Source organism: Providencia sp. 21OH12SH02B-Prov (genome assembly GCF_027362595.1).
In the GTDB taxonomy this organism is placed as follows: domain Bacteria; phylum Pseudomonadota; class Gammaproteobacteria; order Enterobacterales; family Enterobacteriaceae; genus Providencia; species Providencia zhejiangensis.
Genome location: NZ_CP114796.1, coordinates 58841 through 82308 on the forward strand (window position 1 = coordinate 58841; position 23468 = coordinate 82308).

A 23468-nucleotide genomic window follows, 5' to 3' on the forward strand; every position below is an offset into this window, starting at 1 on the left:
ATCATTCATGATATTAATTAATAACAAAAAAGCATTTTTTATTGTTGTTTTGGAAAGAAAAGGCGACTCAATAGCCGGTTTTTTCGGTAGCAGGCGGGCATATGGATAACGATTTAGAGCCAGTAAAGTAGAAGGTAAGTCAAATATTGAGTTTAGTGAGTCGTTCTAAGCCTGGCCGTATGGCAAGTATATTAGCGATATTACTAATCTTCTTATTATTAGTGAATAATTTCACTTGCACACTGGTTCATATTTTGTCAGCTTTAATGTACCTAATGAATTTCTAATTTCTGTGAATAAAGAAAGAAGGGATACAGGGGATCTCGAAATTTATTTGGGTAAAAATGTTTAAATGGACAGGGTGAACACAATGAAAAATGTAGGATTTGTCGGCTGGCGGGGCATGGTCGGTTCAGTTTTAATGCAAAGAATGGTAGAAGAAGGTGATTTTAACGCAATTCATCCTGTATTTTTTACCACTTCTCAGCATGGTGCAGAAGCTCCAGCGTATGGCGGTCATCGCGGTACACTACAAGATGCCAATGATATTGATGCATTAAAAGCGTTAGATATCATTATTAGTTGTCAAGGCGGTGATTATACCAATGATATCTATCCTAAATTGCGCGCGGCAGGTTGGGATGGCTATTGGATTGATGCTGCTTCAGCATTACGTATGAAAGATGATGCGATCATCATTCTTGATCCGGTCAACCAACAACATATCCAAGACGGTTTGAATAAAGGGATCAAAACCTTTGTTGGCGGTAACTGTACCGTCAGTCTAATGCTCATGTCATTAGGCGGCTTATTTACTCATAATTTAGTTGAATGGGCTTCTGTAGCAACTTATCAAGCCGCGTCAGGTGCTGGTGCACGTAACATGCGCGAATTATTGATACAAATGGGCGCTTTGCATACTCAAGTTGCTAAAGAGCTACAAGACCCAGCATCCGCTATCTTAGATATCGAGAAAAAAGTGACAGACTTTACACGCAGCGGCGCGATGCCAGCCGATGCGTTTGGGGTACCTTTAGCCGGTAGTTTGATCCCATGGATTGATAAAGCACTCGAAAATGGCCAAAGCCGCGAAGAATGGAAAGGCCAAGCAGAAACCAATAAAATTTTGGCGACAGGTAACAATATTATTCCTGTTGATGGGCTTTGTGTTCGTGTTGGTGCACTGCGTTGCCATAGCCAAGCATTCACACTAAAACTCAAAAAAGATATTGCACTTAATGAGATTGAGCAGCTACTGGCATCGCATAATGAGTGGGTCAAAGTCGTCCCTAATGATCGTGAAATCACTATGCGTGAACTTACCCCAGCGGCGGTAACAGGTACATTAAGTACACCTGTTGGTCGTCTTCGTAAATTGAATATGGGGCCTGAATACCTGTCAGCCTTCACAGTTGGTGACCAACTATTGTGGGGAGCAGCAGAGCCACTGCGTCGTATGTTAAATATTTTGCTGTAAATGCATTCAATTATCGCTGCACCTGAAACCTCAGCGTTGAGGTGCAGCTAGCTTATCTTTTCCGCAGATAATTTATTTAAATAGCGGTGTAACAACACCACTCTATTTGAATTTTCGTTGCGTTGTAATCGCTGCATAATGCGTTCGATATTGTATGGGGTTATTTTGTCGTGTTGTAGACGAAATACTAATACATTTAATGCGCGTTTTTTCGATGGATTATGTGAAAACTGCTTATATAGCATTAATAAAACTAACCAAATGCCATGTCTTATTTCGAAAAACTCAAGGGTCGACTTAAAGGGAAACTCACTTTTTTTGGCGAGTGCTAATCCATTTAATAAACGGTGCATTATTCGAGTCGTTGACGGCTTATTACCCTGAGCAAGTTGTAAAATACCCTGCTTAAATTGCCGATGTGCGAGCCTGAGTAGGTGCTGGTATCGTTTTTGCGGATTAGTAGGATAGATCCACATAAACGCCGCCATAGCAACCAGAGGGCCGCAAACAATGGCTATTGCATTCCCGATACTTGTTGGTAACGAGAGGGAAAATGGGTAGCTTGGTTGCAGTAAAATCAATGACACCATGATGTAGTCAAAAGCGATAAAAATCAGTCGACTGTGAGCAAAAACTAAAATACCGCTAACGATAACAGGGATAATGAATAAGGCCATCTGCCACGATGAATTTGCAAAGGGCCATAGGAACCAAGTACAGAGTAATGCCGCAACAGCACCTAAAAATTGCCCTATAAAGACATTTTTCATAAACCTGTCAGGGTAATCGAATGAGGCAAATATGGTTAACATCACGGAGAGCCCTAGAGTGAGATAAGCGAGTGTTTGCCATTGCGTGAGTGACCAAAGTACCCCAACCACTCCAATGGTGATAAATGAACGCGTGAAGGCATGCCATGCCGATATTTTGTCTTGATGTAGTTTTAACTTATCGATGCGGCTAACTCTTTTGATGGATGTGCCTTTAATGGCGTAATAAAGCGTGATTAAAAGACTTTTTAATGGACCGTTAGGGCAAAGGAACAGTAAATGTTTCCATTCTTTTTCTGAAGGCTCATGTTCAGGAAAAGGGAATGCTGCAATGGATCTAAATTGGGCGAGATGAAGTAATATTTGGCTTTGTGCTATTAATCGTTGTCGAGCCTGAACCACCTGTTTTCGATGGTAACGCCAACCAATACGATTTGCTTCAAGCAACTCATCATAACTGGCAATTTGTTGCCATAACGTGTCAATATCTTCTTGTTTAACCGACTCTTTTTTATTTAATGCATGATGCAAAACGGCATAAAATCGTTGGTCAATTTGATTTTTTAGCACGGTTGCTGGTGCTTGATCTCGCTTAGGGGTAAACAGGTAATTAAAAATAACGGCAGATAGCACACCGACCAGGATTGTCCAAAATCTATCCCATGCGACCATAAAAATATTATTGGTATCATGTACGCTAAGCATACTCACCATGACGGCTGAATAGCCTGCAAGTAGCGTACCATAGGCAACGAATCCTTTTTGTAATTGGCCAATGCCACTACATGCGCCTAACCAGACGGCAAGCCCAAGGATAAACAAGAGGGGATGAAGCATATGCAGATAAATAAGCAATACGCCCGCGAGTACACCACTGACGGTGCCAGCAAAACGCCACCAACTCTTTTCGAGTAGGTTTTCACGCCAAGGTTGCGCCGATGCCCATACTGTCATTGCCGCCCACTGCGGATGAACGAGCTGAAAATATTGTGCGATAAATAGCGCAATAATGGAGGCACAAGCCGTAATTGTGGCAAAACGTAAACGATCTGGGCTAAACCCTAAACGCTGCAATAAGGCATTATTATGTGACATAAAGTATTGAATATGAGTAATATCTGCGTGTGAATAATAAGATTAGTTGATAATATCAACTAAATGGATAGCGAATTATCAACTAAATAGTTGATAAAATCAACTAATGAGGTGTTTATGCGTACAGACCAAGCTCGTGTTTTTGGGATCATCAGTCGTGCGGCTCACCGTTATATGAAATGGATGGGGGAGCCTTATGGGCTTAATGCCATCGAGTGTTTGATGTTACTTCATATTCAACAATATGATGAATCTACGCTTGAGCAAATATCGCGAGCGATGGTGATTGATAAGTCAGTCACCACGCGAGGGATCAGCAAGTTTCTCGAACAAAAGTGGGTGGAAAAGAAAAATAGTGATGTTGATAAACGTGCGTATCATATTTCGTTGACCCTTTTGGGAAACAAAGTGGTTGATGAGTTAAATCACAAATTAAACAAATGGAATGATTACTTGGCGGCTGATTTAACCGAGCAAAATGCACAACAGTTATTTGGTTTTTTAGACAGCCTAGCGAAGAATGCCGTAGAAATGACAGTTAAAGATTTTCCCGAACGATTCGGTGAAGATTAAGCACAATCACTCCCCCATGGCATCACAGGGAGTGATTTATGCTTATTGTGGAGAGGATAACTCAGATGGTAATGTTTTCAAATTCAATAGATTACGATTTCCATCGATCATATTGATCTCTTTTTGTGGTTGGTAGCAATGGCGTAAGGGAGATAAACAGGCTTTCGCCGCTTTTTGTTGTATGCCTAACCAATCACTCATTAGCCAATAATTATTCGCTGTTGAGTATGGTTGATGTAGAACCTGCTCATTTAATTCAGGCCTAGTGGCATTGGGGCTGTACCATATAAATAGCGGAATTTCATAAGCTTCTCTGCGCGGGCTATTGACGCCATGGTGATAGTGTATTTGATTATCGCTATCTAACCGTTGTAAAGCGTGGTCAGAAAAATACATCACCGAAGCCGATTTTCCTTCCAGCTGCTGTAGAATTTTATCGATAAATTTATCGGTATAGGCGATAGAGCTGTCATAACAATTATCATCCTCTTGCTCACTGAATGCCTGATATTCTTCTTCAGGGAAGCGGTTACAGGATGGCTCATGGCTACCATAGGTGTGTAGTACTATCAGTTTTTTCTTTTTAGAATCATCCAGCTCAGTGTTTATCGCGTGCTCAACATAATCCAAAATTTCTTCATCGTAACCGACGAATTCATTCCATTTTTTGTGTTTTGCCATACTGGCAATGGAAGAAATGACACTGGTTTTTTTATTTGTCTTACCTTGATTACTAATCCAATAGGTTTCAAAACCAGCATGGTTAGCTAAGGCAATAATGTTATCTGCATAATGTTGCTTATCCTGCATTTGCGAAAAACTGATATTAGAAAGCGATACAGGAACCGATAAGATGGTGACTGGTGCAGGGGAGTAGGCTTGTTGAAACACTAACATTTGTTGTTTACGTCGATTGAGGTTCGGCGTGGTGTCGTATTCATAACCATAAAGGCTAAGGTGGTCACGACGTACTGATTCACCAATGATGAGCACATAAATATCGGCATCAGGTTGTTTTTTATCATATTGATATTTAACGACATGGCTAGATATTTTTCTAATACCTCGATTTTCATAGAGATTCCTAATCAGTGCCGAGGCGTTATAAAAAGGCGTATGGGAGAGGTATTGCTCCCCTAACAGTAGGTAGCTATCTTGTTTTGCGAATAATGCAGAATAATAGGCGGGAACTGCCGCAAGATAGACGCAGAATAGGCCAAAACTAGCTAAAGTGACCTTACGATTAAGGTATTTAGCACACTTATGAATACTGAGAAAATAAACAGTAAACACAACAAGATAAAACAGTACGTAGTATTTATTGTAGGAAAGCATACCGACTGTTTCACTGCTATTTGTATTGATAAAGGTTTCGGCTATTGATGAGGAAAAGCGGATGTCATGTTTTTGGTAAAAGAAAAAAGAAACCGAGAGATTGAGCGCCCATAAAAAGGCAACAAACACGGTGGCAATTTTACCCACTAGCGTTTTATAGTTCCCTGCGCACAGTAACATAATTAGGGTGCCAGTTACCGTAATAGCTAGCTTGGAAAGTAAACTAATATCACCACTCAATAATGCAGGGATAGCGGAGATCAGTAAAAAATAAACTAAAATGATAAATAAACGCATAATAATAATAGTGTTCTAGATACCTTGCTTAATAAAAATTCCAATAGGTATTACTTTTAGTTAATTAGGTATATGTTAAGCGTTTATAACATAAAAAATGCGTGTGTAATTAATATTGAGGGGGTAAAAAACTGTAAACTAGCGTTATGTTAAGTCATAAAAAAAGAAAACCCCATGTTTTTACACGAGGTTTTCTGTTTTATAACATTTTTTATCGGCGGTAATTAAATATCAATATTCGCCGCTTTCAGAGCATTCTCTTCGATAAAGGCACGGCGTGGCTCAACAGCATCGCCCATTAATGTGGTAAACAGCAAGTCAGTGGCAATCGCATCTTTTACGGTCACACGCATCATACGGCGTGTATTTGGATCCATGGTTGTTTCCCACAGTTGCTCTGGGTTCATCTCACCAAGACCTTTATAGCGCTGTACAGAAAGTCCACGGCGTGATTCACGACTCAACCATGCTAATGCTTCTTCAAAGTTGTTGATATTCTGACGACGTTCGCCACGCTCGATGTAAGCGCCTTCTTCTACTAAATCGGCGATCATATCACCTAAATGCGTGATACGACGGTACTCACTGCCATGAACAAAGTCAAAGTCCAGATTATAGTCGGTATCGACACCGTGGGTGCGAATACGAATAGTCGGTTCAAACAACTGGCGTTCACGGTTTTCTTTAATGAAATAGCTATAAGTACTACCAAGTTGTTCATTTTCTTCTAAACGTTGAACTAATGTTTTCGCCCACTCTTCAACTTGTTCTTTGTTTTTCAGCGCATCTTCTGTCAATGTTGAGTGATATACCAAACTATTCAGCAGAGCTTGTGGATAGAGGCGTTCAAGGCGGCGGATAATTTTATGCGCGGCATTGTATTCAACCACCAGTTTTTCTAGCTCTTCACCCTTCATTGCCGGTGCATCAGCACTTAAATGTAGAGCAGCACCATCAAGCGCAATCGAAATCAGGTACTCATCCATCGCTTCATCGTCTTTGATATACTGCTCTTGTTTGCCTTTCTTCACTTTATACAATGGTGGCTGAGCGATATAAACATGACCGCGTTCAACAATTTCAGGCATTTGACGATAGAAGAAGGTTAATAACAGGGTACGTATGTGTGAACCATCAACGTCAGCATCCGTCATAATGATGATGCTGTGATAGCGTAGTTTATCTGGGTTGTATTCGTCACGACCAATACCACAACCTAATGCAGTGATTAGCGTAGCCACTTCTTGTGAAGACAACATCTTATCAAAACGCGCTTTTTCGACGTTCAGAATTTTACCTTTCAGAGGTAAAATCGCTTGGTTCTTACGGTTACGGCCTTGTTTTGCAGAGCCGCCCGCTGAGTCCCCTTCCACAAGGTAAAGTTCAGAAAGTGCAGGGTCACGTTCTTGGCAGTCTGCCAATTTACCCGGTAAACCCGCTAAATCTAATGCGCCTTTACGGCGAGTCATTTCACGTGCTTTACGAGCAGCTTCGCGAGCACGGGCCGCATCAATGATTTTACCCACAACGATTTTGGCATCATTTGGATTTTCCAAAAGATATTCGACAAAACGTTCGTTCATCATCGTTTCAACAGCGGTTTTAACTTCTGAAGAGACGAGTTTTTCTTTTGTTTGTGATGAGAACTTAGGATCAGGCACTTTTACAGAGATAACCGCGATCAAGCCTTCACGAGCATCATCACCCGTTGCACTGACTTTGGCTTTTTTCTGATAGCCTTCTTTATCCATATAGTTGTTCAGCGTACGTGTCATTGAAGCACGGAAGCCTGCAAGGTGAGTACCACCATCACGCTGAGGAATGTTGTTGGTGTAGCAATAAACATTCTCTTGGAAACCATCATTCCACTGCATAGCAATTTCAACACCAATGCCGTCTTTTTCAGTCGAGAAATAAAATACGGATGGGTGAATAGGGGTTTTGTTGCGGCTTAAATATTCAACAAAAGCTTTGATACCGCCTTCATAGTGGAAATGATCTTCTTTGCCATCACGTTTATCAATGAGTTTGATTGATACACCTGAGTTTAAGAATGATAGCTCACGCAGACGTTTCGCTAAAACATCGTATTCAAATTCAGTGACACCTTTAAAGGTATCCATACTTGGCCAGAAACGGACACGTGTTCCGGTTTGCTCCGTTTCACCAACCACGGTTAATGGGCCTTGTGGCTCACCATGGCTATAGGTTTGTTCGTGAACTTTACCATCACGGCGGATAGTCAGCTCTAATTTTTCGGATAAGGCGTTAACAACAGAAACCCCAACCCCGTGCAGACCGCCGGAGACTTTATAGGAGTTATCGTCAAATTTCCCGCCTGCATGCAGAACTGTCATGATAACTTCTGCTGCTGATACTCCCTCTTCCTCATGGATACCTGTTGGAATACCACGACCATCATCTTGAACAGAGACAGAGTTATCAGCATGGATTGTGATCACGATGTCGTCACAAAAGCCGGCGAGGGCTTCGTCGATAGCGTTGTCGACAACCTCGAAGACCATGTGATGAAGACCTGTACCATCGTCGGTATCACCGATATACATGCCTGGGCGCTTACGCACGGCATCCAGCCCTTTTAATACCTTGATACTTGAGGAGTCATATGTATTCGACATCAACGTTTCCCGCTATATTTATTCCTGTGGTTTAACTTCTATTTTGCCACGTTCTACGCTAAACATCTTGCTATTTACATCAATCATGTCTTTAACTTGCTCAGGTGTTATTGCGCTAACAAATACCTGAGCTTGCGTAGCCTTGAGTCGAGCCGCTAATAATTGACGACGGCCCGAATCAAGTTCCGAGGCAAAATCATCCAGTAGATACAGGCATCTTTGCCCGTTCTGTCGGGTGAAAAACTCACCCTGCGCTAACCTTAATGCGCACATTAAAAGTTTTAACTGACCGCGTGAAAGCATATCTTCCACAGGGGTTCCATTTGCCCTGATCCGTAAATCTGCTTTATGTGGCCCTGACGCGGTATAGGTTAACGCTTTATCGCGCTCAAATTGGCGCTCTAATAGCTCTGAATAATCGGTTTCTTTATCCCAACCGCGTTGAAAAGAGACCGATAAAACAAATTCAGGCAAAAACTGTTGGCAAGTTTGCTCAATATTCTCCGCAATACCTGCAATATATTCATCCCGCCATCGGCTAATTTGCTCTGCAAGGGGAGCTAACTGCTTATCCCAATGGCGTATTTGTTCATAATGGTTAACTTGCCGTAAAGCGGCATTACGTTGTTTTAATAACCGTTTTAAGTCTGACCAAACGGAAAAAAACAAGGGTTCATTATGAAAACACCCCCAATCGATAAAGGCTCGCCGATATTTAGGTCCACCATTTAGCAACGTAAACCCTTCAGGGGTAATTAATTGCATTGGCAGCAGTTTTGCTAGCTCTGCAATTTTATGGCCATCTGTCCCGTCAATTCTGACTTTGCTGTCACCTTCACGATTTTTACTTAAACCGAGTGACAGTTCTTTGCGTGATTCATCAAGATGGCCTAATTTCCCATGTAGGATAAATTGCGCTTGTTCATGACGAATGACGCGGTTCGCTTGAATACTGCGAAATGCACGACCATGGCCTAACGTGTATATCGCTTCCAGTACACTGGTTTTACCGCTGCCATTAGGACCGATTAAAAAATTGAATCCATTAGCTAAAGTGAGATCGGCATCTTCAATATTACGAAAATCGCGGATCAATAAACGCGAAAGTATCATAAAAATAATTACAAGCGCATTGGCATGACGACATAAACCGCTGCGTTGCTGGCGGAGTCTTCAATTTGAACACTCGACACGGCATCGGTTAAAAACAGAGTGACATTTTCACTTTTCAGCGCATTGAGGACATCTAAGATGTAGCTCACGTTAAAACCGATTTCCATTTCTGTGCCTTGATAGCTCACATCAACAATCTCTTCCGCTTCTTCCTGCTCAGGGTTGTTCGCGGTAATGCGAAGTTGATTTTCACTGAAATACAAGCGAACACCACGGAACTTTTCATTGGATAGAATCGCTGCACGTGAGAACGCTTGTTTGAGTAAATCACAGCGAGCTTCTAATGTTTTGTCTGGATTTTTCGGCAGTACACGGCGATAATCAGGGAACCGGCCATCAACGAGTTTTGACGTGAAAATAAAGTCACCGACATGCGCGCGAATATTATTGCTACCAATCTGTAATTGTACCGGAGAATCGCCGCCATCTAACAGGCGCATTAATTCAATCACCCCTTTACGCGGCACAATGACTGAATGAGAAGGTAAGTCTTGTCCGATATCCATGGCACAGACGGCAAGGCGGTGACCGTCGGTAGAAACGGTTCTTAAAAGTTGACCTTCTGTTTCAAATAGCATGCCGTTGAGGTAATAACGAACGTCTTGGTGTGCCATTGAAAACTGGGTTGCTTCAATTAAGCGCTTAAGGATTGACTGTGGAAGTGAAAACTCAACTTCACTTTGCCAATCATCTAAATTTGGGAAATCGGTCGCCGGTAAGGTTGACAGTGAAAAACGGCTACGTCCAGAGCGAACGAGCAATCTGTCGTCATCAAGTTCGACTCGAATTTCAGAACCTTCAGGTAGCCCACGCCAGATATCAAAAAACTTGCGTGCTGGAACGGTTGTTGCTCCAACGTCATGTTCCTGTGTTAAAGGAACATTGGCCATCATCTCCATTTCTAAGTCGGTTCCCGTCAATAGCAAAGCACCTTCTTTAACTTGTAAGAGAAGGTTGCCCAAAATAGGTAGCGTTGGACGCCCGCCTAATGGACCACTAACCTGTTGTAACGGTTTTAATAACTGCTCGCGTTCAATAGTAAATTTCATAGCAATTAAGATGATAAAGTTCTGATTAAATTAGAAAAATCCTCTTTGATGTCATGGCTTTCTTCCCGTAATTGTTCAATTTTACGGCAAGCATGCAATACCGTTGTATGATCACGGCCACCAAAGGCATCCCCGATTTCAGGCAAACTATGATTCGTCAGTTCTTTCGCCAGTGCCATTGCCATCTGACGCGGGCGAGCGACAGAACGGGAACGGCGTTTAGAAAGTAAATCTGCAACCTTTATTTTGTAATATTCAGCGACAGTTTTCTGAATGTTATCAATAGTTACCAGTTTTTCTTGTAGTGCTAGTAAATCTCGCAGCGCTTCACGTACAAAATCGATGGTGATGGCGCGGCCTGTAAAGTTTGCATTTGCAATAACACGGTTTAGCGCCCCTTCCAACTCACGAACGTTGGAACGTAAGCGTTTTGCGATAAAAAAGGCCACTTCTCCTGGAAGTTGGATCTCATTCTCATCGGCTTTTTTCATCAAAATCGCGACTCGAGTTTCTAGCTCTGGTGGCTCAATGGCGACAGTTAGCCCCCAGCCAAAACGCGATTTTAAACGATCTTCGACCCCGTTGATTTCTTTAGGGTAGCGATCGGAAGTTAAAATAATTTGTTGATTACCTTCTAGTAATGCGTTGAAGGTATGGAAAAATTCTTCCTGAGAACGCTCTTTGTTCGCAAAAAATTGGATGTCATCGATAAGCAATGCATCGACAGAACGGTAATAGCGTTTGAACTCTTCAATCGCATTGTTTTGTAAAGCTTTGACCATATCTTGAACAAAACGTTCAGAATGCATATACACCACGCGCGCATTTGCTTTGTGTTGCATGATGCTATTACCAACGGCGTGTAATAAGTGCGTTTTACCTAAACCCGTTCCCCCATAAAGAAATAAAGGGTTATAGGCTCCGCCGGGATTTTCAGCTACTTGCCTCGCAGCAGCGCGAGCGAGTTGGTTTGATTTACCCTCAACAAAGTTATCAAATGTGTGTTTTGGATTCACATTTGAGCGATAGGCGACATCAGGCTGTGCTTTGGTTGAGTTGTCCCAACTTGGTTTCACAGGTGCCGATGGAATGGCAATCGCAGGCACTTCATGAGCATGGCGAGATTGCGTACTCGCTGGAGGAGTCGTTATTGGTTTGCTCCCCACTTCAAAACGTAGTACTGGTGCATCAGTACCACAAAAGTCATTCAATAATTCATTGATATTATTGATGTACTTATCTCTTACCCAATCAAGGACAAAACGATTCGGGGCATAAAGTGCCAGTGTATTATCGTTTAATTCAGCTTGAAGAGGGCGTATCCACATACTGAATTCTGTGGCAGGTAGTTCATCCTGCAATCGGGCAAGACATTGCTGCCAAAGCGAAAGTGACACGGTGGACTCCCCTAAACAAGATCAATGAAACAAAAGAAGTACAGATTAAGCAAAGAATTTTTACTGGCGCTTTATACAAGTCCCAGCGAAGCTCATGTGATTCATTTTTACTCAACGTATTTTCCCGATCCTCAGATCGGAAATGTGACCGGAGATCATACCGTAAAATTGGCAAGAGATCTTCATTCTTTTACACAGTTTTTATGCTTTTTATCCACAGGTAAATGTGGTAAGACAATGCGGTTATAGGAGTAACGCGCACTTTGATCTCGATCCGCGACATTTTTTCCACAAAGCTGGGGATAACTTTAGACGATTTATGGAAAATATTCTCTAAGGATCAAAAAATATTTTTAGATCGCTCGATGATCCTTGCGCTTTGAGGTGGAGTCCGTATAATCTCCCACCCTGTATAGCGCATTGAAGTTGTTTTCATAATGAACTAATTTAAAGTAAATTATGGGCTTTAAGCTTCATTCGCTGTTGCAGCATATGTCAGCAAACCTGTCAGCCAGGCTATAAATAAAAGTGGTTTGATTGCGTCATTTCATTGACGTGACCCCCTATGTTTTATTACAATCCTGCCTCTTTCTATATTGTTGCGATAGAGGCACAGGTGTAAATCAGTTTCCACTGGTTGCCAACGCGTTTACTGAATCAGTAATAAATTTTAAAGTTAGGTAGAAATCGTTATGAAACGCACTTTTCAACCGTCCGTACTGAAACGCAACCGTTCACACGGTTTCCGTGCTCGTATGGCCACTAAAAATGGTCGTCAGGTTCTGGCTCGCCGTCGTGCTAAAGGCCGCGCTCGTCTGACCGTTTCATCTAAGTAATAAAGCTAGCCCTCTATTCCAGTGGTTAAGCTCGCTTTTACCCGGGAGTTACGTTTGCTAACTCCCAGGCATTTCGATAATGTCTTTAAGCAGCCGCAGAGGGCGAGTTCCCCAGAGATAACAATCCTTGGTCGCCTAAACGAGCTGGGGCATCCCCGCATTGGTCTTACCATCGCTAAAAAAAATGTTAAACGAGCTCATGAGCGAAATCGAATTAAACGATTAGCGCGTGAATATTTTCGTTTGCATCAACACGAGTTACCGCCAATGGATTTTGTGGTATTGGTAAGAAAAGGGGTTTCTAATCTCGATAATCAACAAATCACGGAAGCATTGGGTAAATTATGGCGTCGACACTGTCGCTTGGCTCAAAACTCCTGATTGGCTTGATTAGGGGATACCAATTGGCAATTAGCCCGCTGTTAGGGCCACGTTGCCGTTTCAATCCAACTTGTTCAAATTATGGAATTGAGGCATTGCGCAGGTTTGGAATGTTAAAAGGTAGTTGGTTAACGGCGAAACGCGTATTAAAATGCCACCCTTTACACGCTGGTGGAGACGATCCTGTTCCGCCTAAAAAAAACGATGATAATAGAGAATTATAACGATGGATTCGCAACGCAATCTTCTACTCATCGCTTTGCTATTTGTTTCGTTCTTAGTATGGCAGGCCTGGGAGAGCGATAAAGCTGCTCAGGATATAAAAACTGTCCAAACGGCACAACGAACAGATATGCCAAGCAGTGATTCCCAAACTGTGACGAGCAGTGGGCAAGGTAAGCTGATCACAGTGAAAACAGATGTGTTAGATTTACGCATCAATACTCGTGGTGGTGATATCGATGAGGCTGACTTGTTAGCCTATCCTGCAACCCTTCATTCAGAAGACCCTTTCCGTCTATTGGAAACGGCGCCTGACTTTCTTTATCAGGCTCAAAGTGGTCTGATTGGCCAACACGGTCCAGACAACCCAGCGAATAATAATGGTCAACGTCCTGTGTATACCACGGCTGAATCAAGCTTCGTATTACAAGATGGCCAAAATGAGCTGCGTGTGCCAATGACATTCACCGATAAAGACGGTGTGGTTTATCAAAAAACCTATGTCTTGAAACGCGGCCAGTATACTGTTGATGTTGAATACAATATTCAAAACCCAACAGCACAACCTTTAAATCTCGCCTTCTTTGGTCAATTGAAACAAACAATTCAATTACCAAAAGAACGTGATACAGGTAGTAGCAACTTCGCCTTACATACTTATCGCGGTGCTGCTTATTCTTCAGATGAAACTAACTATAAAAAATATAGCTTTAGTGATATTGAAGATAAAAACCTGAATATCACAACGAAAGGTGGCTGGATAGCGATGTTGCAACAATATTTTGCAACCGCATGGATCCCTGCTAGCAACGAAAAAAGCACTTTCTATACCATTGACCTTGATAAACAGTCAGCCATCATTGGTTATAAGAGTGAGCCAATGACTATTGCGGCTAATGGTGCTGGAACTTATTCATCTACATTATGGGTTGGTCCTGAAATCCAATCAGAGATGGCTGAAGTTGCTCCTCACTTAGATTTAACTGTTGATTACGGTTGGTTATGGTTTATCTCTCAGCCACTGTTCAAGCTGTTGAAATTCATTCACGGTTTTGTCGGTAACTGGGGTATTGCTATCATCGTTATTACCTTTATCGTCCGTGGTATCATGTACCCGCTGACAAAAGCTCAGTACACATCAATGGCGAAAATGCGTTTACTGCAACCAAAACTGGCTGCGATGCGTGAGCGTATTGGTGATGATAAACAGCGCATGAGCCAAGAAATGATGGCGTTGTATAAGGCAGAAAAAGTAAACCCACTAGGTGGTTGTTTACCGCTACTTATCCAAATGCCAATCTTCCTTGCACTTTATTACATGTTGATGGGCTCTGTTGAGCTACGTCATGCCCCATTCTTTGGTTGGATTCAGGACTTGTCAGCACAAGACCCATACTACATCCTGCCAGTATTAATGGGTGTGACGATGTTCGTTATTCAGAAAATGTCGCCAACGGCGGTGACAGACCCAATGCAGCAGAAGATTATGACCTATATGCCGGTCGTATTTACTATCTTCTTCCTGTGGTTCCCATCAGGTCTGGTACTGTACTATATCGTGAGTAACTTAGTGACCATCATCCAGCAACAGATTATTTATCGTGGTCTGGAAAAACGTGGTCTACATAGTCGCGATAAAAAAGAGAAAAAATAATCTCAATCTTAGGTGAGCCGAAAGGCCACTTAAGGATATAGTATTAAGGCGGCCATTACGGACCGCCTTAATTTTTTATAGCTATGACAGAGAAACATCATGCAAACCAACGATACGATTGTTGCCCAAGCAACGCCTCCAGGTCGTGGTGGAGTCGGTATTTTACGAGTATCAGGCCCGAAAGCGGCTTTTGTTGCTCAAACGGTATTGGGTAAACTGCCAAAACCACGTTATGCGGATTATTTACCTTTCCGAGACGTTAATGACAGCGTACTTGATCAAGGTATTGCTATCTTCTTTCCTGGCCCAAATTCATTTACAGGGGAAGATGTTTTAGAACTGCAAGGGCATGGTGGCCCTGTCATTCTAGATTTATTACTGAAACGGATTCTTACGATTGAAGGCGTTCGTATTGCCAATCCGGGTGAATTTTCTGAACGCGCCTTTTTGAACGATAAGCTAGATTTAGCGCAAGCAGAAGCGATTGCAGACCTTATTGATGCAAGTTCAGAACAAGCTGCTCGTTCGGCAATGAACTCTTTACAAGGCGCGTTTTCTGCTCAAATTCATCAAATGGTTGAAGCACTAACGACTCTGCGTATCTATGTAGAAGCGGCTATCGATTTCCCCGATGAAGAAATTGATTTTCTCTCTGACGGAAAAATTGAAGCGAAGTTGAATGAGGTGATTGCCGATTTAGCCCGAGTTCGCTCTGAAGCACGCCAAGGGAGTTTATTGCGTGAAGGAATGAAAGTGGTTATTGCTGGGCGTCCTAATGCAGGTAAATCGAGTCTGTTAAATGCATTAGCAGGGCGTGAAGCTGCCATCGTTACGGATATTGCGGGTACCACACGAGACGTATTACGTGAACATATTCATATTGACGGCATGCCGCTACATATTATTGATACAGCCGGTTTACGTGAGGCAAGTGATGAAGTAGAGCGCATTGGTATTGAGCGTGCCTGGGCAGAGATCGAACAAGCTGACCGTGTTCTCTTTATGCTTGATAGCACCACGACAGATGCGACAGAACCACAAGCCATCTGGCCTGAGTTTATGGCGCGTTTACCTGAAACTTTACCCGTAACGGTCATCCGTAATAAAGCCGATAAAACGGGTGAGAAAATAGAATTTGTAGGGGATGTGCGTTACCCATTGATTCGTTTATCGGCGCGTGAAGAACTGGGTATAGATTTGCTGCGCGATCATCTCAAAGAAACCATGGGTTTTAATAGTAACACGGAGGGGGGGTTTTTGGCTCGCCGCCGCCATTTACAGGCATTAGATGCTGCTGCTGTGCATTTAGCTCAGGGGCATGAGCAATTGGTCGTTGCCCGTTCAGGAGAACTATTAGCCGAAGAATTACGTTTAGCGCAACAAGAGCTCAGTGAAATCACGGGGGAATTCACATCAGATGATTTGCTCGGCCGCATTTTCTCAAGTTTCTGTATCGGGAAGTAAAAACTGATTTAACTCAGTGTGGTAGCAGCTTGCTATCTAATCAGCAAGCTGCTTAAAAAGTCGCGGTTGTAATAACTTCTAACGTATTTCCATTAGATCTGTTAACTGATTATAGAACTGAGGAGTGAAGACAAAAGTATTTTTAGAGTCGCTATTTTCTATGCAGGAAACCCAAATTAGCATATTGAAATATATGGCAAAGGGCAGTGATAGTGCTAACATCATTAAGAAATACTTATTATTCGGATGGTGCCTACTTAACGTTAATTTTATCTTAATCCTTCTTTTTATTTTCCTTTTATACTACCGAGCTCATTTTCGTCATAGGTTATATTTATGAGTATCAAACCTTCTATTACGATAAACATCCACAGTTTTGTCCAACGCCCTGATCTTATTGAACAGTCTGATGAACTGCTAGACAAGTTATGGCCACAATTTATGTGTGAAACGGCCGTCTGTGATGAATATTGGGAAAAACTTTATGAAGAGCCTATGAACCAATTTCAATTTTTAGCGGTAGCGGATATTCAAGGTACTGAAAAAGTGGTCGGGGTGATTAAATCCGTCCTCTTCCAATGGCCTGATCACAACCTCACAAAATTAGTGGATTTAGGCTGGGATGACATTTTCAATTTTGCGATTGAAAACAAAAACGGAGAGGATCGCTATATTTCTGCACTCTCTGTCACTGTTGAGCCTGAATATCGCGGCTATCAAATACCAGCTCTGCTGATCAACGCGTTGAAAAAAGCAGCGGTAGCGTATGGTGCAAAGGCCGTCGTAGTACCTGTTCGCCCAACTTTAAAGCATCGTTATCCATTACAACCCTTCGATGATTATTGCCGATGGACCAACGAGCAGGGAGAACCTTTTGACCCTTGGATACGCACACATTGGCGCTTAGGTGGCAAAATATTAAAACCTATACACCGCTCAATGTCGATTAAAGGCACGGTCGAGCAGTGGGAGTCATGGACAGGCATGCGTTTTATACAGTCAGGACAATACGTCGTACCGAACGCGTTAGTCCCTGTCACTGTTGATATAGAAAAACAATCGATTGAATATATTGAGCCGAATTTGTGGATGTTGCACTCTCTGGAGAAGGCATAACCATTAGTTCGTTATGCGGCTTGGGTGAGTAAAGACAGTTGCTTTCCCTTGGCGGCAAAAACCCACTAAGGTTAGATTGGCTTTATCAGCCACTTCGATGGCAAGGGAGGTGGCTGCTGAAACAGCAAACAAGATTTCTGCTCCACAACTTGCTGCTTTTTGTACCATTTCATAACTGGCACGGCTAGAGACCAAGACAGCGCCTTGTTGCCAATGATGGCGATGTTTCATGCCTAATAGCTTATCAAGCGCAACATGGCGGCCGACATCTTCACATCCCCCCACAAGCAGGCCTTCTGGGGAAATCCATGCAGCGGCATGGGTACAGCCCGTTAATGCACCGATTTCTTGCACTTTCTTCAGTTCAGTTAATGCGTGATCAAGGTGAGATAGTGAGAACGTTTGAGTGAAAGGCAGTGGAGGAATCGGTTTGAATATCTCATCAAGTTGTTCAGTACCACAAATACCACAGCCAGTTCGCCCAGCTAGGTTACGTCTACGCTCTTTTAACCCCATAAAACGGCGGTTAGATAACTCAACATGCACTTCAAGGCCACGATGACAGCCTTGAATGATATCAATTCCTCGGATTTCTTGTTTTGATTGTATGATCCCTTCCGATAATGAGAACCCGATAGCAAAATCTTCTAAATCTTTTGGTGTCGCCATCATCACGACATGTGATATGCCGTTATAAACTAAAGCAACAGGTAATTCTTCGGCTACCCAATCAGTTATAGACTGATCAAGGTTGCCTTTTTGTTGCACACTTGTATGGTTTGCGCCAATCATTTTCAAAGATTTTGACAGTTTCGTGTTATTTGTTTCATACATTAGATGAATTCCTAGCACTAATGATACATAATATTAATTATGGGTAAAAAGAATTTACACCATTTCTCAGGCAATGAACCTGAATACGATACGGAAGACGTTGAATAAGAACAGTTTACCTGAATATCGCGATTTAAAACATTTCTTAGGTAAACAAGAGCAATGTAAATGAGGAGATCCCCATGCAAGTCAGCAGAAGGCAGTTCTTTAAGATCTGCGCTGGCGGTATGGCGGGTACGACGGCAGCAGCGTTGGGTTTTGCACCCTCAACTGCGTTAGCGTCGACACGTCAGTATAAATTACTGCGTGCGAAAGAAACCCGAAATACCTGCACGTACTGTTCTGTCGGTTGTGGGCTATTGATGTATAGCTTAGGCGATGGAGCGAAAAATGCCAAAGAAAGCATTTTTCATATTGAAGGTGACCCGGATCATCCGGTTAACCGCGGCGCACTCTGCCCGAAAGGTGCAGGACTTATCGACTTTATCCACAGTGAAAGTCGACTCAAATATCCTGAAGTACGCGAACCTGGAACCAATGAGTGGAAACGCATCACTTGGAACGACGCTTTTGATCGTATTGCCAAGTTGATGAAAGAAGACCGTGATGCCAATTTCATCAAGCAGAATAAAGATGGTGTAACGGTTAACCGTTGGCTGACAACAGGTATGCTCTGTGCTTCAGCCGCTAGTAACGAAACAGGTTTTGTCACCCAAAAATTTAGTCGCGCCCTCGGCATGCTTGCCGTGGATAACCAAGCGCGTGTCTGACACGGACCAACGGTAGCAAGTCTTGCTCCAACATTTGGTCGCGGTGCGATGACCAACCACTGGGTTGATATTAAAAACGCAAACCTTGTTGTTGTTATGGGCGGTAATGCGGCAGAAGCTCACCCAGTCGGTTTTCGCTGGGCGATGGAAGCCAAAATCCATAATAAAGCTAAACTCATTGTTATTGATCCACGCTTTACCCGTACAGCGGCTGTGGCGGATTTCTATACGCCTATCCGTTCTGGTACTGACATTGCATTTTTGTCAGGTGTGATTAAATACCTACTGGATAACAAAAAAATTCAGCAGGAATACGTTGAAGCTTATACCAACGCTAGCCTTATCATTCGTGAAGACTACGGTTTTGATGATGGTTTATTCACAGGCTATGATGCAGAAAAACGTCAGTATGATAAAACGACGTGGAACTACGAGATGGATGAGAATGGTTTCGCACGACGCGATCCTACGTTAACTCACCCTCGTTGTGTCTTGAATCTGCTGAAAGATCACGTTAGCCGTTATACACCTGAAGTGGTGAATAACATCTGCGGTACGCCGATTGAAGACTTCTTGAAAGTCTGTGAGTACATTGCAGAGACGAGTGCAAAAGATAAAACGGCCTCTTTCCTGTATGCACTTGGCTGGACGCAACATACCATCGGTGCACAAAACATTCGTACCATGGCGATGATCCAGTTACTGTTGGGTAATATGGGTATGCTAGGCGGTGGGGTTAACGCACTGCGTGGTCACTCGAATATCCAAGGTCTGACTGACTTAGGCTTGTTATCTCAAAGCTTACCGGGTTATCTGACTTTACCGTCAGAAAAACAAACCACGCTAGAGAGCTATTTAGAAGCGAATACCCCTAAAATGACCCAACCTGGTCAGGTGAACTATTGGGGCAATTACCCGAAATTCTTTGTCAGTATGATGAAGACTTTCTACGGTGATAAAGCGCAAAAAGAGAATAGCTGGGGCTTTGATTGGTTACCTAAATGGGACCAAGGCTATGATGTTTTACGTTATTTCGAAATGATGGATAAAGGTGAAGTCAATGGTTATATTTGCCAAGGCTTTAACCCATTAGCCTCATTCCCGAACAAAAACAAAATCATCAAATCGCTATCTAAGTTGAAATTCTTAGTCACGATTGACCCATTAAATACAGAAACGTCAAACTTCTGGCAAAATCATGGCGAAATGAATGATGTCGACCCATCGACTATTCAAACAACGGTTTTCCGTCTGCCATCTTGCTGTTTTGCTGAAGAGAATGGTTCGATTGTAAACTCTGCTCGTTGGTTGCAATGGCACTGGAAAGGTGCAGATGCCCCAGGTGAAGCCATCAGTGATGGTGAAATTCTGTCAGGTATTTATCACCGTATACGCCAGCTCTATGAAACCGAAGGTGGTGAGTCACCAGAGCCAGTATTAAACATGACTTGGAACTACTTTGACCGTGATAATCCAACTCCGGAAGAAGTGGCACAAGAAAGTAATGGTTATGCACTGGTCGATCTAAAAGATGCTGATGGCAACATCATTGTGAAGAAAGGTGAGCTGTTAAGTTCGTTCGCCCAATTACGTGATGATGGGACTACATCGAGTGGTTGCTGGATCTTTACGGGTAGCTGGACACCGAAAGGTAACCAGATGGCGCGTCGTGATAACTCTGACCCAACAGGTCTGGGTAATACTCTTGGCTGGGCATGGGCATGGCCGTTAAACCGCCGTGTTATTTATAACCGTGCATCTGCTGACCCAATGGGCAAACCATGGGATCCACGCCGTCAAATTCTAGAATGGGATGGCAGCAAGTGGATAGGTATGGACGTACCGGACTACAGTAATGCGCCTCCGGGCAGTGGTGTACACCCATTCATTATGCAACCAGAAGGTATGGGACGTTTGTTTGCACTGGATAAAATGGCGGAAGGTCCATTCCCAGAGCATTATGAACCGATTGAAACACCGCTCGATACCAACCCATTACACCCTAATGTGGTGTCTAACCCTGCTGCTCGTGTATTTAAAGACGACTGGGCGCAAATGGGTAAAGCGACAGAATTCCCTTATGTTGGAACAACCTATCGCTTAACTGAGCATTTCCACTATTGGACAAAACATGCGTTGTTGAATGCCATTATTCAGCCACAGCAATTCATTGAAATTGGTGATCGCTTGGCGAAAGAAAAAGGGATTAAACAAGGCGATATGGTGAAAGTCAGCTCTAAACGCGGCTATATTAAAGCGAAAGCGGTTGTCACAAAACGTATTCATACGTTGAAAGTCAACGGCAAAGATGTGGATACCATAGGTATTCCTATCCACTGGGGCTTTGAAGGTTTAGCGGTGAAAGGCTTCATTGCAAATACACTGACGCCATATGTGGGTGATGCCAATACGCAAACGCCGGAATTTAAATCATTCCTTGTCAATGTGGAAAAGGTGTAAGGAGATAAATTATGTCAATGCAATCACAAGACATTATTCGTCGCTCTGCCACCAATTCCCTGACGCCCCCAGCGCAAGTGAGGGACTTTAAGGAAGAAGTGGCGAAGCTGATTGACGTGACTACCTGTATTGGCTGTAAAGCTTGTCAGGTAGCCTGTTCAGAGTGGAACGATATCCGTGACAAAATCGGTACAAACGTTGGGGTATATGATAACCCAACCGATTTAACCGCTAAGTCATGGACCGTGATGCGTTTTTCTGAAGTGGAAGAGAATGGCAAGTTTGAATGGCTGATTCGTAAAGATGGCTGTATGCACTGCTATGATCCAGGCTGTTTAAAGGCTTGTCCATCAGAAGGCGCGATTGTTCAGTATAAAAACGGTATTGTCGATTTCCAATCAGAACATTGTATTGGTTGTGGCTACTGTATTGCAGGCTGTCCGTTCAATATTCCACGTATTAATCAGGAAGATAACCGTGCATATAAATGTACGCTATGTGTCGACCGTGTGGAAGTTGGGCAAGAACCTGCCTGCGTGAAAACCTGTCCAACCGGTGCTATCCATTTTGGTAGCAAAGAGGACATGACCGCATTGGCGTTAGACCGTGTTGCTGAACTGAAAACACGTGGTTACAACAACGCGGGTCTGTATGATCCGGAAGGTGTTGGTGGTACCCACGTAATGTATGTATTACATCATGCAGATAAGCCTCAGCTATATCATGGTCTGCCGGACAATCCGACAATTAGCCCAACAGTCACTTTCTGGAAAGGTATCTGGAAGCCGTTAGCAGCGGTTGGTTTTGCTGCAACGTTTGCGGCGGCCATCTTCCACTATGTGGGTATTGGTCCGAACCGCGTCTCCAAGAAAGAAGAGGAAGAGGCACTGAAGGACATTCAGGACTCAACATCTTCTGAGACTTCAAAATCAGTTGAAGGGGAGGATCACAAATGATGCCGCAGGATAATGAAAAGATTATTCGCCATAAACCGATTGAGAGGATCAATCACTGGGCGGTTGTGATTTGCTTTTTGTTCACGGCTATCAGTGGATTGGGATTTTTCTTCCCATCCCTGAACTGGTTTATGAACATTCTAGGCACGCCACAGCTGGCTAGGATCCTGCATCCTTTTGTCGGTACAGCGATGTTCTTATTGTTCGTCTTTATGTTCTTCCGCTATTTTCACCATAACTTTATCAATAAAGAAGATATTAAGTGGGCGAAAAATATCGGTAAGGTATTGAAGAATGAAGAGGCTGGGGACGTTGGTCAATATAACCTTGGTCAAAAAGGGGTATATTGGGTGGTGACTATCTGTTTACTGCTGCTAGCGGTAAGCGGTGTGATCATGTGGCGTCCTTACTTCGCAGACTTTTTCTCAATCCCAATTTATCGTGCAGCCATTATCGTGCACTCCATTTCAGCGATTGCCTTGATCATTATGATTGTGGTGCATGCTTATGCTGCTATCTGGGTCAAAGGCTCAGTACGTGCAATGGTTGAAGGTTGGGTAACACGTGGTTGGGCGAAGAAGCATCACCCACGTTGGTATCGTGAAATTGTCGAAAAAGAGAAACAGCAGCAACAAGAGAAAAACTAAGCTTCTATTGTTGTTCTGATCAAAAACCCACAAACGTTTATTGTTTGTGGGTTTTTTTTGATAAAAACAATATTCAATGTATTGAATAAATTGGCTTCACAAGCAGTCAATATATTCATATTAGACGTATAATATAACTAAAGCTATTCAGTAATATAAATAATGTAATAATTTATTTCATTATTATCGTAATATAAATAAATTTATAATTTAAGAAAAATAAAAACAATAAGCGTACAAAACGAAAAATATTATTAATACCCTTCATATTATGATGATCTGGATTAATCATAATAAGGGTTATATCAAATAAATAATAATTA

18 protein-coding genes are annotated in these 23468 nt (G+C 42.7%); 11 read left to right on the top strand and 7 right to left on the bottom strand.

All coding sequences use genetic code 11. From position 1 onward, the window contains the following. The first annotated feature begins 370 nt into the window (after positions 1–370). The gene (gene asd, locus O7C57_RS00250) at positions 371–1477 is read left to right on the top strand and encodes an aspartate-semialdehyde dehydrogenase (protein ID WP_154623495.1); all 1107 of its coding nucleotides are present in this window, start codon (positions 371–373) and stop codon (positions 1475–1477) included. A 47-nt stretch (positions 1478–1524) separates the two neighbouring features. On the opposite strand, the gene O7C57_RS00255 is transcribed toward asd, so the two are convergent. After that, positions 1525–3342 carry an FUSC family protein gene (locus tag O7C57_RS00255; RefSeq protein WP_269723488.1) on the bottom strand — a complete coding sequence of 606 codons (1818 nt, stop codon included), beginning with the start codon at positions 3340–3342 and terminating at the stop codon, positions 1525–1527. Positions 3343–3459: 117 nt separating this feature from the next. On the opposite strand from O7C57_RS00255, the gene O7C57_RS00260 reads away from it, so the two are divergent. Continuing rightward, entirely contained in the window at positions 3460–3915 is a 456-nt protein-coding gene (locus O7C57_RS00260) for a MarR family winged helix-turn-helix transcriptional regulator (RefSeq protein WP_154623497.1), read from the top strand. 42 nt (positions 3916–3957) lie between these two features. On the opposite strand, the gene O7C57_RS00265 is transcribed toward O7C57_RS00260, so the two are convergent. The 5 genes from O7C57_RS00265 to dnaA form a co-directional block, all read right to left on the bottom strand. Then, positions 3958–5547: a phosphoethanolamine transferase gene (locus O7C57_RS00265; protein WP_196714135.1), complete on the bottom strand. Its 1590-nt coding sequence runs from the start codon at positions 5545–5547 to the stop codon at positions 3958–3960. A 224-nt stretch (positions 5548–5771) separates the two neighbouring features. Beyond that, positions 5772–8186 carry a DNA topoisomerase (ATP-hydrolyzing) subunit B gene (gyrB, locus tag O7C57_RS00270; RefSeq protein ID WP_154623499.1) on the bottom strand — a complete coding sequence of 805 codons (2415 nt, stop codon included), beginning with the start codon at positions 8184–8186 and terminating at the stop codon, positions 5772–5774. 18 nt (positions 8187–8204) lie between these two features. Beyond that, positions 8205–9299: a DNA replication/repair protein RecF gene (gene recF, locus O7C57_RS00275; protein WP_154623500.1), complete on the bottom strand. Its 1095-nt coding sequence runs from the start codon at positions 9297–9299 to the stop codon at positions 8205–8207. An 8-nt stretch (positions 9300–9307) separates the two neighbouring features. Next, positions 9308–10408, bottom strand: a complete 1101-nt coding sequence (gene dnaN, locus O7C57_RS00280) for a DNA polymerase III subunit beta (protein ID WP_154623501.1) — start codon at positions 10406–10408, stop codon at positions 9308–9310. Between the two features lie 5 nt (positions 10409–10413). Next, a complete protein-coding gene (dnaA, locus tag O7C57_RS00285; protein WP_163860443.1) occupies positions 10414–11805 on the bottom strand; it encodes a chromosomal replication initiator protein DnaA in 1392 nt (463 codons plus the stop codon). Positions 11806–12497: 692 nt separating this feature from the next. Here dnaA and rpmH point away from each other — a divergent pair. From rpmH to O7C57_RS00315, 6 genes are all read left to right on the top strand, one after another. Continuing rightward, positions 12498–12641, top strand: coding sequence for a 50S ribosomal protein L34 (gene rpmH, locus O7C57_RS00290; protein ID WP_004906236.1), 144 nt, complete (start codon positions 12498–12500; stop codon positions 12639–12641). 21 nt (positions 12642–12662) lie between these two features. Then, a complete protein-coding gene (rnpA, locus tag O7C57_RS00295) occupies positions 12663–13022 on the top strand; it encodes a ribonuclease P protein component (protein ID WP_163863441.1) in 360 nt (119 codons plus the stop codon). Further along, positions 12986–13246: a membrane protein insertion efficiency factor YidD gene (gene yidD, locus O7C57_RS00300; RefSeq protein ID WP_014657163.1), complete on the top strand. Its 261-nt coding sequence runs from the start codon at positions 12986–12988 to the stop codon at positions 13244–13246. Before rnpA ends, yidD begins: the two co-directional genes overlap by 37 nt. A gap of 2 nt (positions 13247–13248) precedes the next feature. After that, positions 13249–14898, top strand: a complete 1650-nt coding sequence (gene yidC / locus O7C57_RS00305; protein WP_154623503.1) for a membrane protein insertase YidC — start codon at positions 13249–13251, stop codon at positions 14896–14898. 99 nt (positions 14899–14997) lie between these two features. Further along, a complete protein-coding gene (gene mnmE / locus O7C57_RS00310) occupies positions 14998–16362 on the top strand; it encodes a tRNA uridine-5-carboxymethylaminomethyl(34) synthesis GTPase MnmE (RefSeq protein WP_154623504.1) in 1365 nt (454 codons plus the stop codon). A gap of 336 nt (positions 16363–16698) precedes the next feature. Continuing rightward, complete coding sequence (locus tag O7C57_RS00315) at positions 16699–17478, top strand: transferase (protein WP_154624784.1); 780 nt, start codon at positions 16699–16701, stop codon at positions 17476–17478. Positions 17479–17481: 3 nt separating this feature from the next. Here O7C57_RS00315 and fdhD read toward each other — a convergent pair whose 3' ends face one another. Then, positions 17482–18312 (bottom strand): formate dehydrogenase accessory sulfurtransferase FdhD, encoded by an 831-nt coding sequence (gene fdhD, locus O7C57_RS00320; protein ID WP_154624783.1) that lies wholly within the window; start codon positions 18310–18312, stop codon positions 17482–17484. A 182-nt stretch (positions 18313–18494) separates the two neighbouring features. Between fdhD and fdnG the strand changes: the two genes are divergently transcribed. The 3 genes from fdnG to fdoI are packed head-to-tail and all read left to right on the top strand — an operon-like array spanning position 18495 to position 23145. Further along, a complete protein-coding gene (gene fdnG / locus O7C57_RS00325) occupies positions 18495–21542 on the top strand; it encodes a formate dehydrogenase-N subunit alpha (protein ID WP_154624782.1) in 3048 nt (1015 codons plus the stop codon). Positions 21543–21553: 11 nt separating this feature from the next. Continuing rightward, entirely contained in the window at positions 21554–22498 is a 945-nt protein-coding gene (fdxH, locus tag O7C57_RS00330; protein WP_269723489.1) for a formate dehydrogenase subunit beta, read from the top strand. Then, the gene (gene fdoI, locus O7C57_RS00335) at positions 22495–23145 is read left to right on the top strand and encodes a formate dehydrogenase cytochrome b556 subunit (RefSeq protein ID WP_154624780.1); all 651 of its coding nucleotides are present in this window, start codon (positions 22495–22497) and stop codon (positions 23143–23145) included. The genes fdxH and fdoI overlap by 4 nt, the downstream gene beginning before the upstream one ends. Positions 23146–23468 lie beyond the last annotated feature (323 nt).

What these genes read in the sequence shown, in the direction of transcription:
- asd (WP_154623495.1), top strand. Translation starts at nt 371, where the DNA reads ATGAAAAATGTAGGATTTGTCGGCTGGCGGGGCATGGTCGGTTCAGTT.
- O7C57_RS00260 (WP_154623497.1), top strand. Translation starts at nt 3,460, where the DNA reads ATGCGTACAGACCAAGCTCGTGTTTTTGGGATCATCAGTCGTGCGGCT.
- dnaN (WP_154623501.1), bottom strand. Translation starts at nt 10,408, where the DNA reads ATGAAATTTACTATTGAACGCGAGCAGTTATTAAAACCGTTACAACAG.
- O7C57_RS00315 (WP_154624784.1), top strand. Translation starts at nt 16,699, where the DNA reads ATGAGTATCAAACCTTCTATTACGATAAACATCCACAGTTTTGTCCAA.
- mnmE (WP_154623504.1), top strand. Translation starts at nt 14,998, where the DNA reads ATGCAAACCAACGATACGATTGTTGCCCAAGCAACGCCTCCAGGTCGT.
- recF (WP_154623500.1), bottom strand. Translation starts at nt 9,299, where the DNA reads ATGATACTTTCGCGTTTATTGATCCGCGATTTTCGTAATATTGAAGAT.
- O7C57_RS00265 (WP_196714135.1), bottom strand. Translation starts at nt 5,547, where the DNA reads ATGCGTTTATTTATCATTTTAGTTTATTTTTTACTGATCTCCGCTATC.
- fdxH (WP_269723489.1), top strand. Translation starts at nt 21,554, where the DNA reads ATGTCAATGCAATCACAAGACATTATTCGTCGCTCTGCCACCAATTCC.
- gyrB (WP_154623499.1), bottom strand. Translation starts at nt 8,186, where the DNA reads ATGTCGAATACATATGACTCCTCAAGTATCAAGGTATTAAAAGGGCTG.
- rpmH (WP_004906236.1), top strand. Translation starts at nt 12,498, where the DNA reads ATGAAACGCACTTTTCAACCGTCCGTACTGAAACGCAACCGTTCACAC.
- fdhD (WP_154624783.1), bottom strand. Translation starts at nt 18,312, where the DNA reads ATGTATGAAACAAATAACACGAAACTGTCAAAATCTTTGAAAATGATT.
- yidD (WP_014657163.1), top strand. Translation starts at nt 12,986, where the DNA reads ATGGCGTCGACACTGTCGCTTGGCTCAAAACTCCTGATTGGCTTGATT.
- yidC (WP_154623503.1), top strand. Translation starts at nt 13,249, where the DNA reads ATGGATTCGCAACGCAATCTTCTACTCATCGCTTTGCTATTTGTTTCG.
- O7C57_RS00255 (WP_269723488.1), bottom strand. Translation starts at nt 3,342, where the DNA reads ATGTCACATAATAATGCCTTATTGCAGCGTTTAGGGTTTAGCCCAGAT.
- fdoI (WP_154624780.1), top strand. Translation starts at nt 22,495, where the DNA reads ATGATGCCGCAGGATAATGAAAAGATTATTCGCCATAAACCGATTGAG.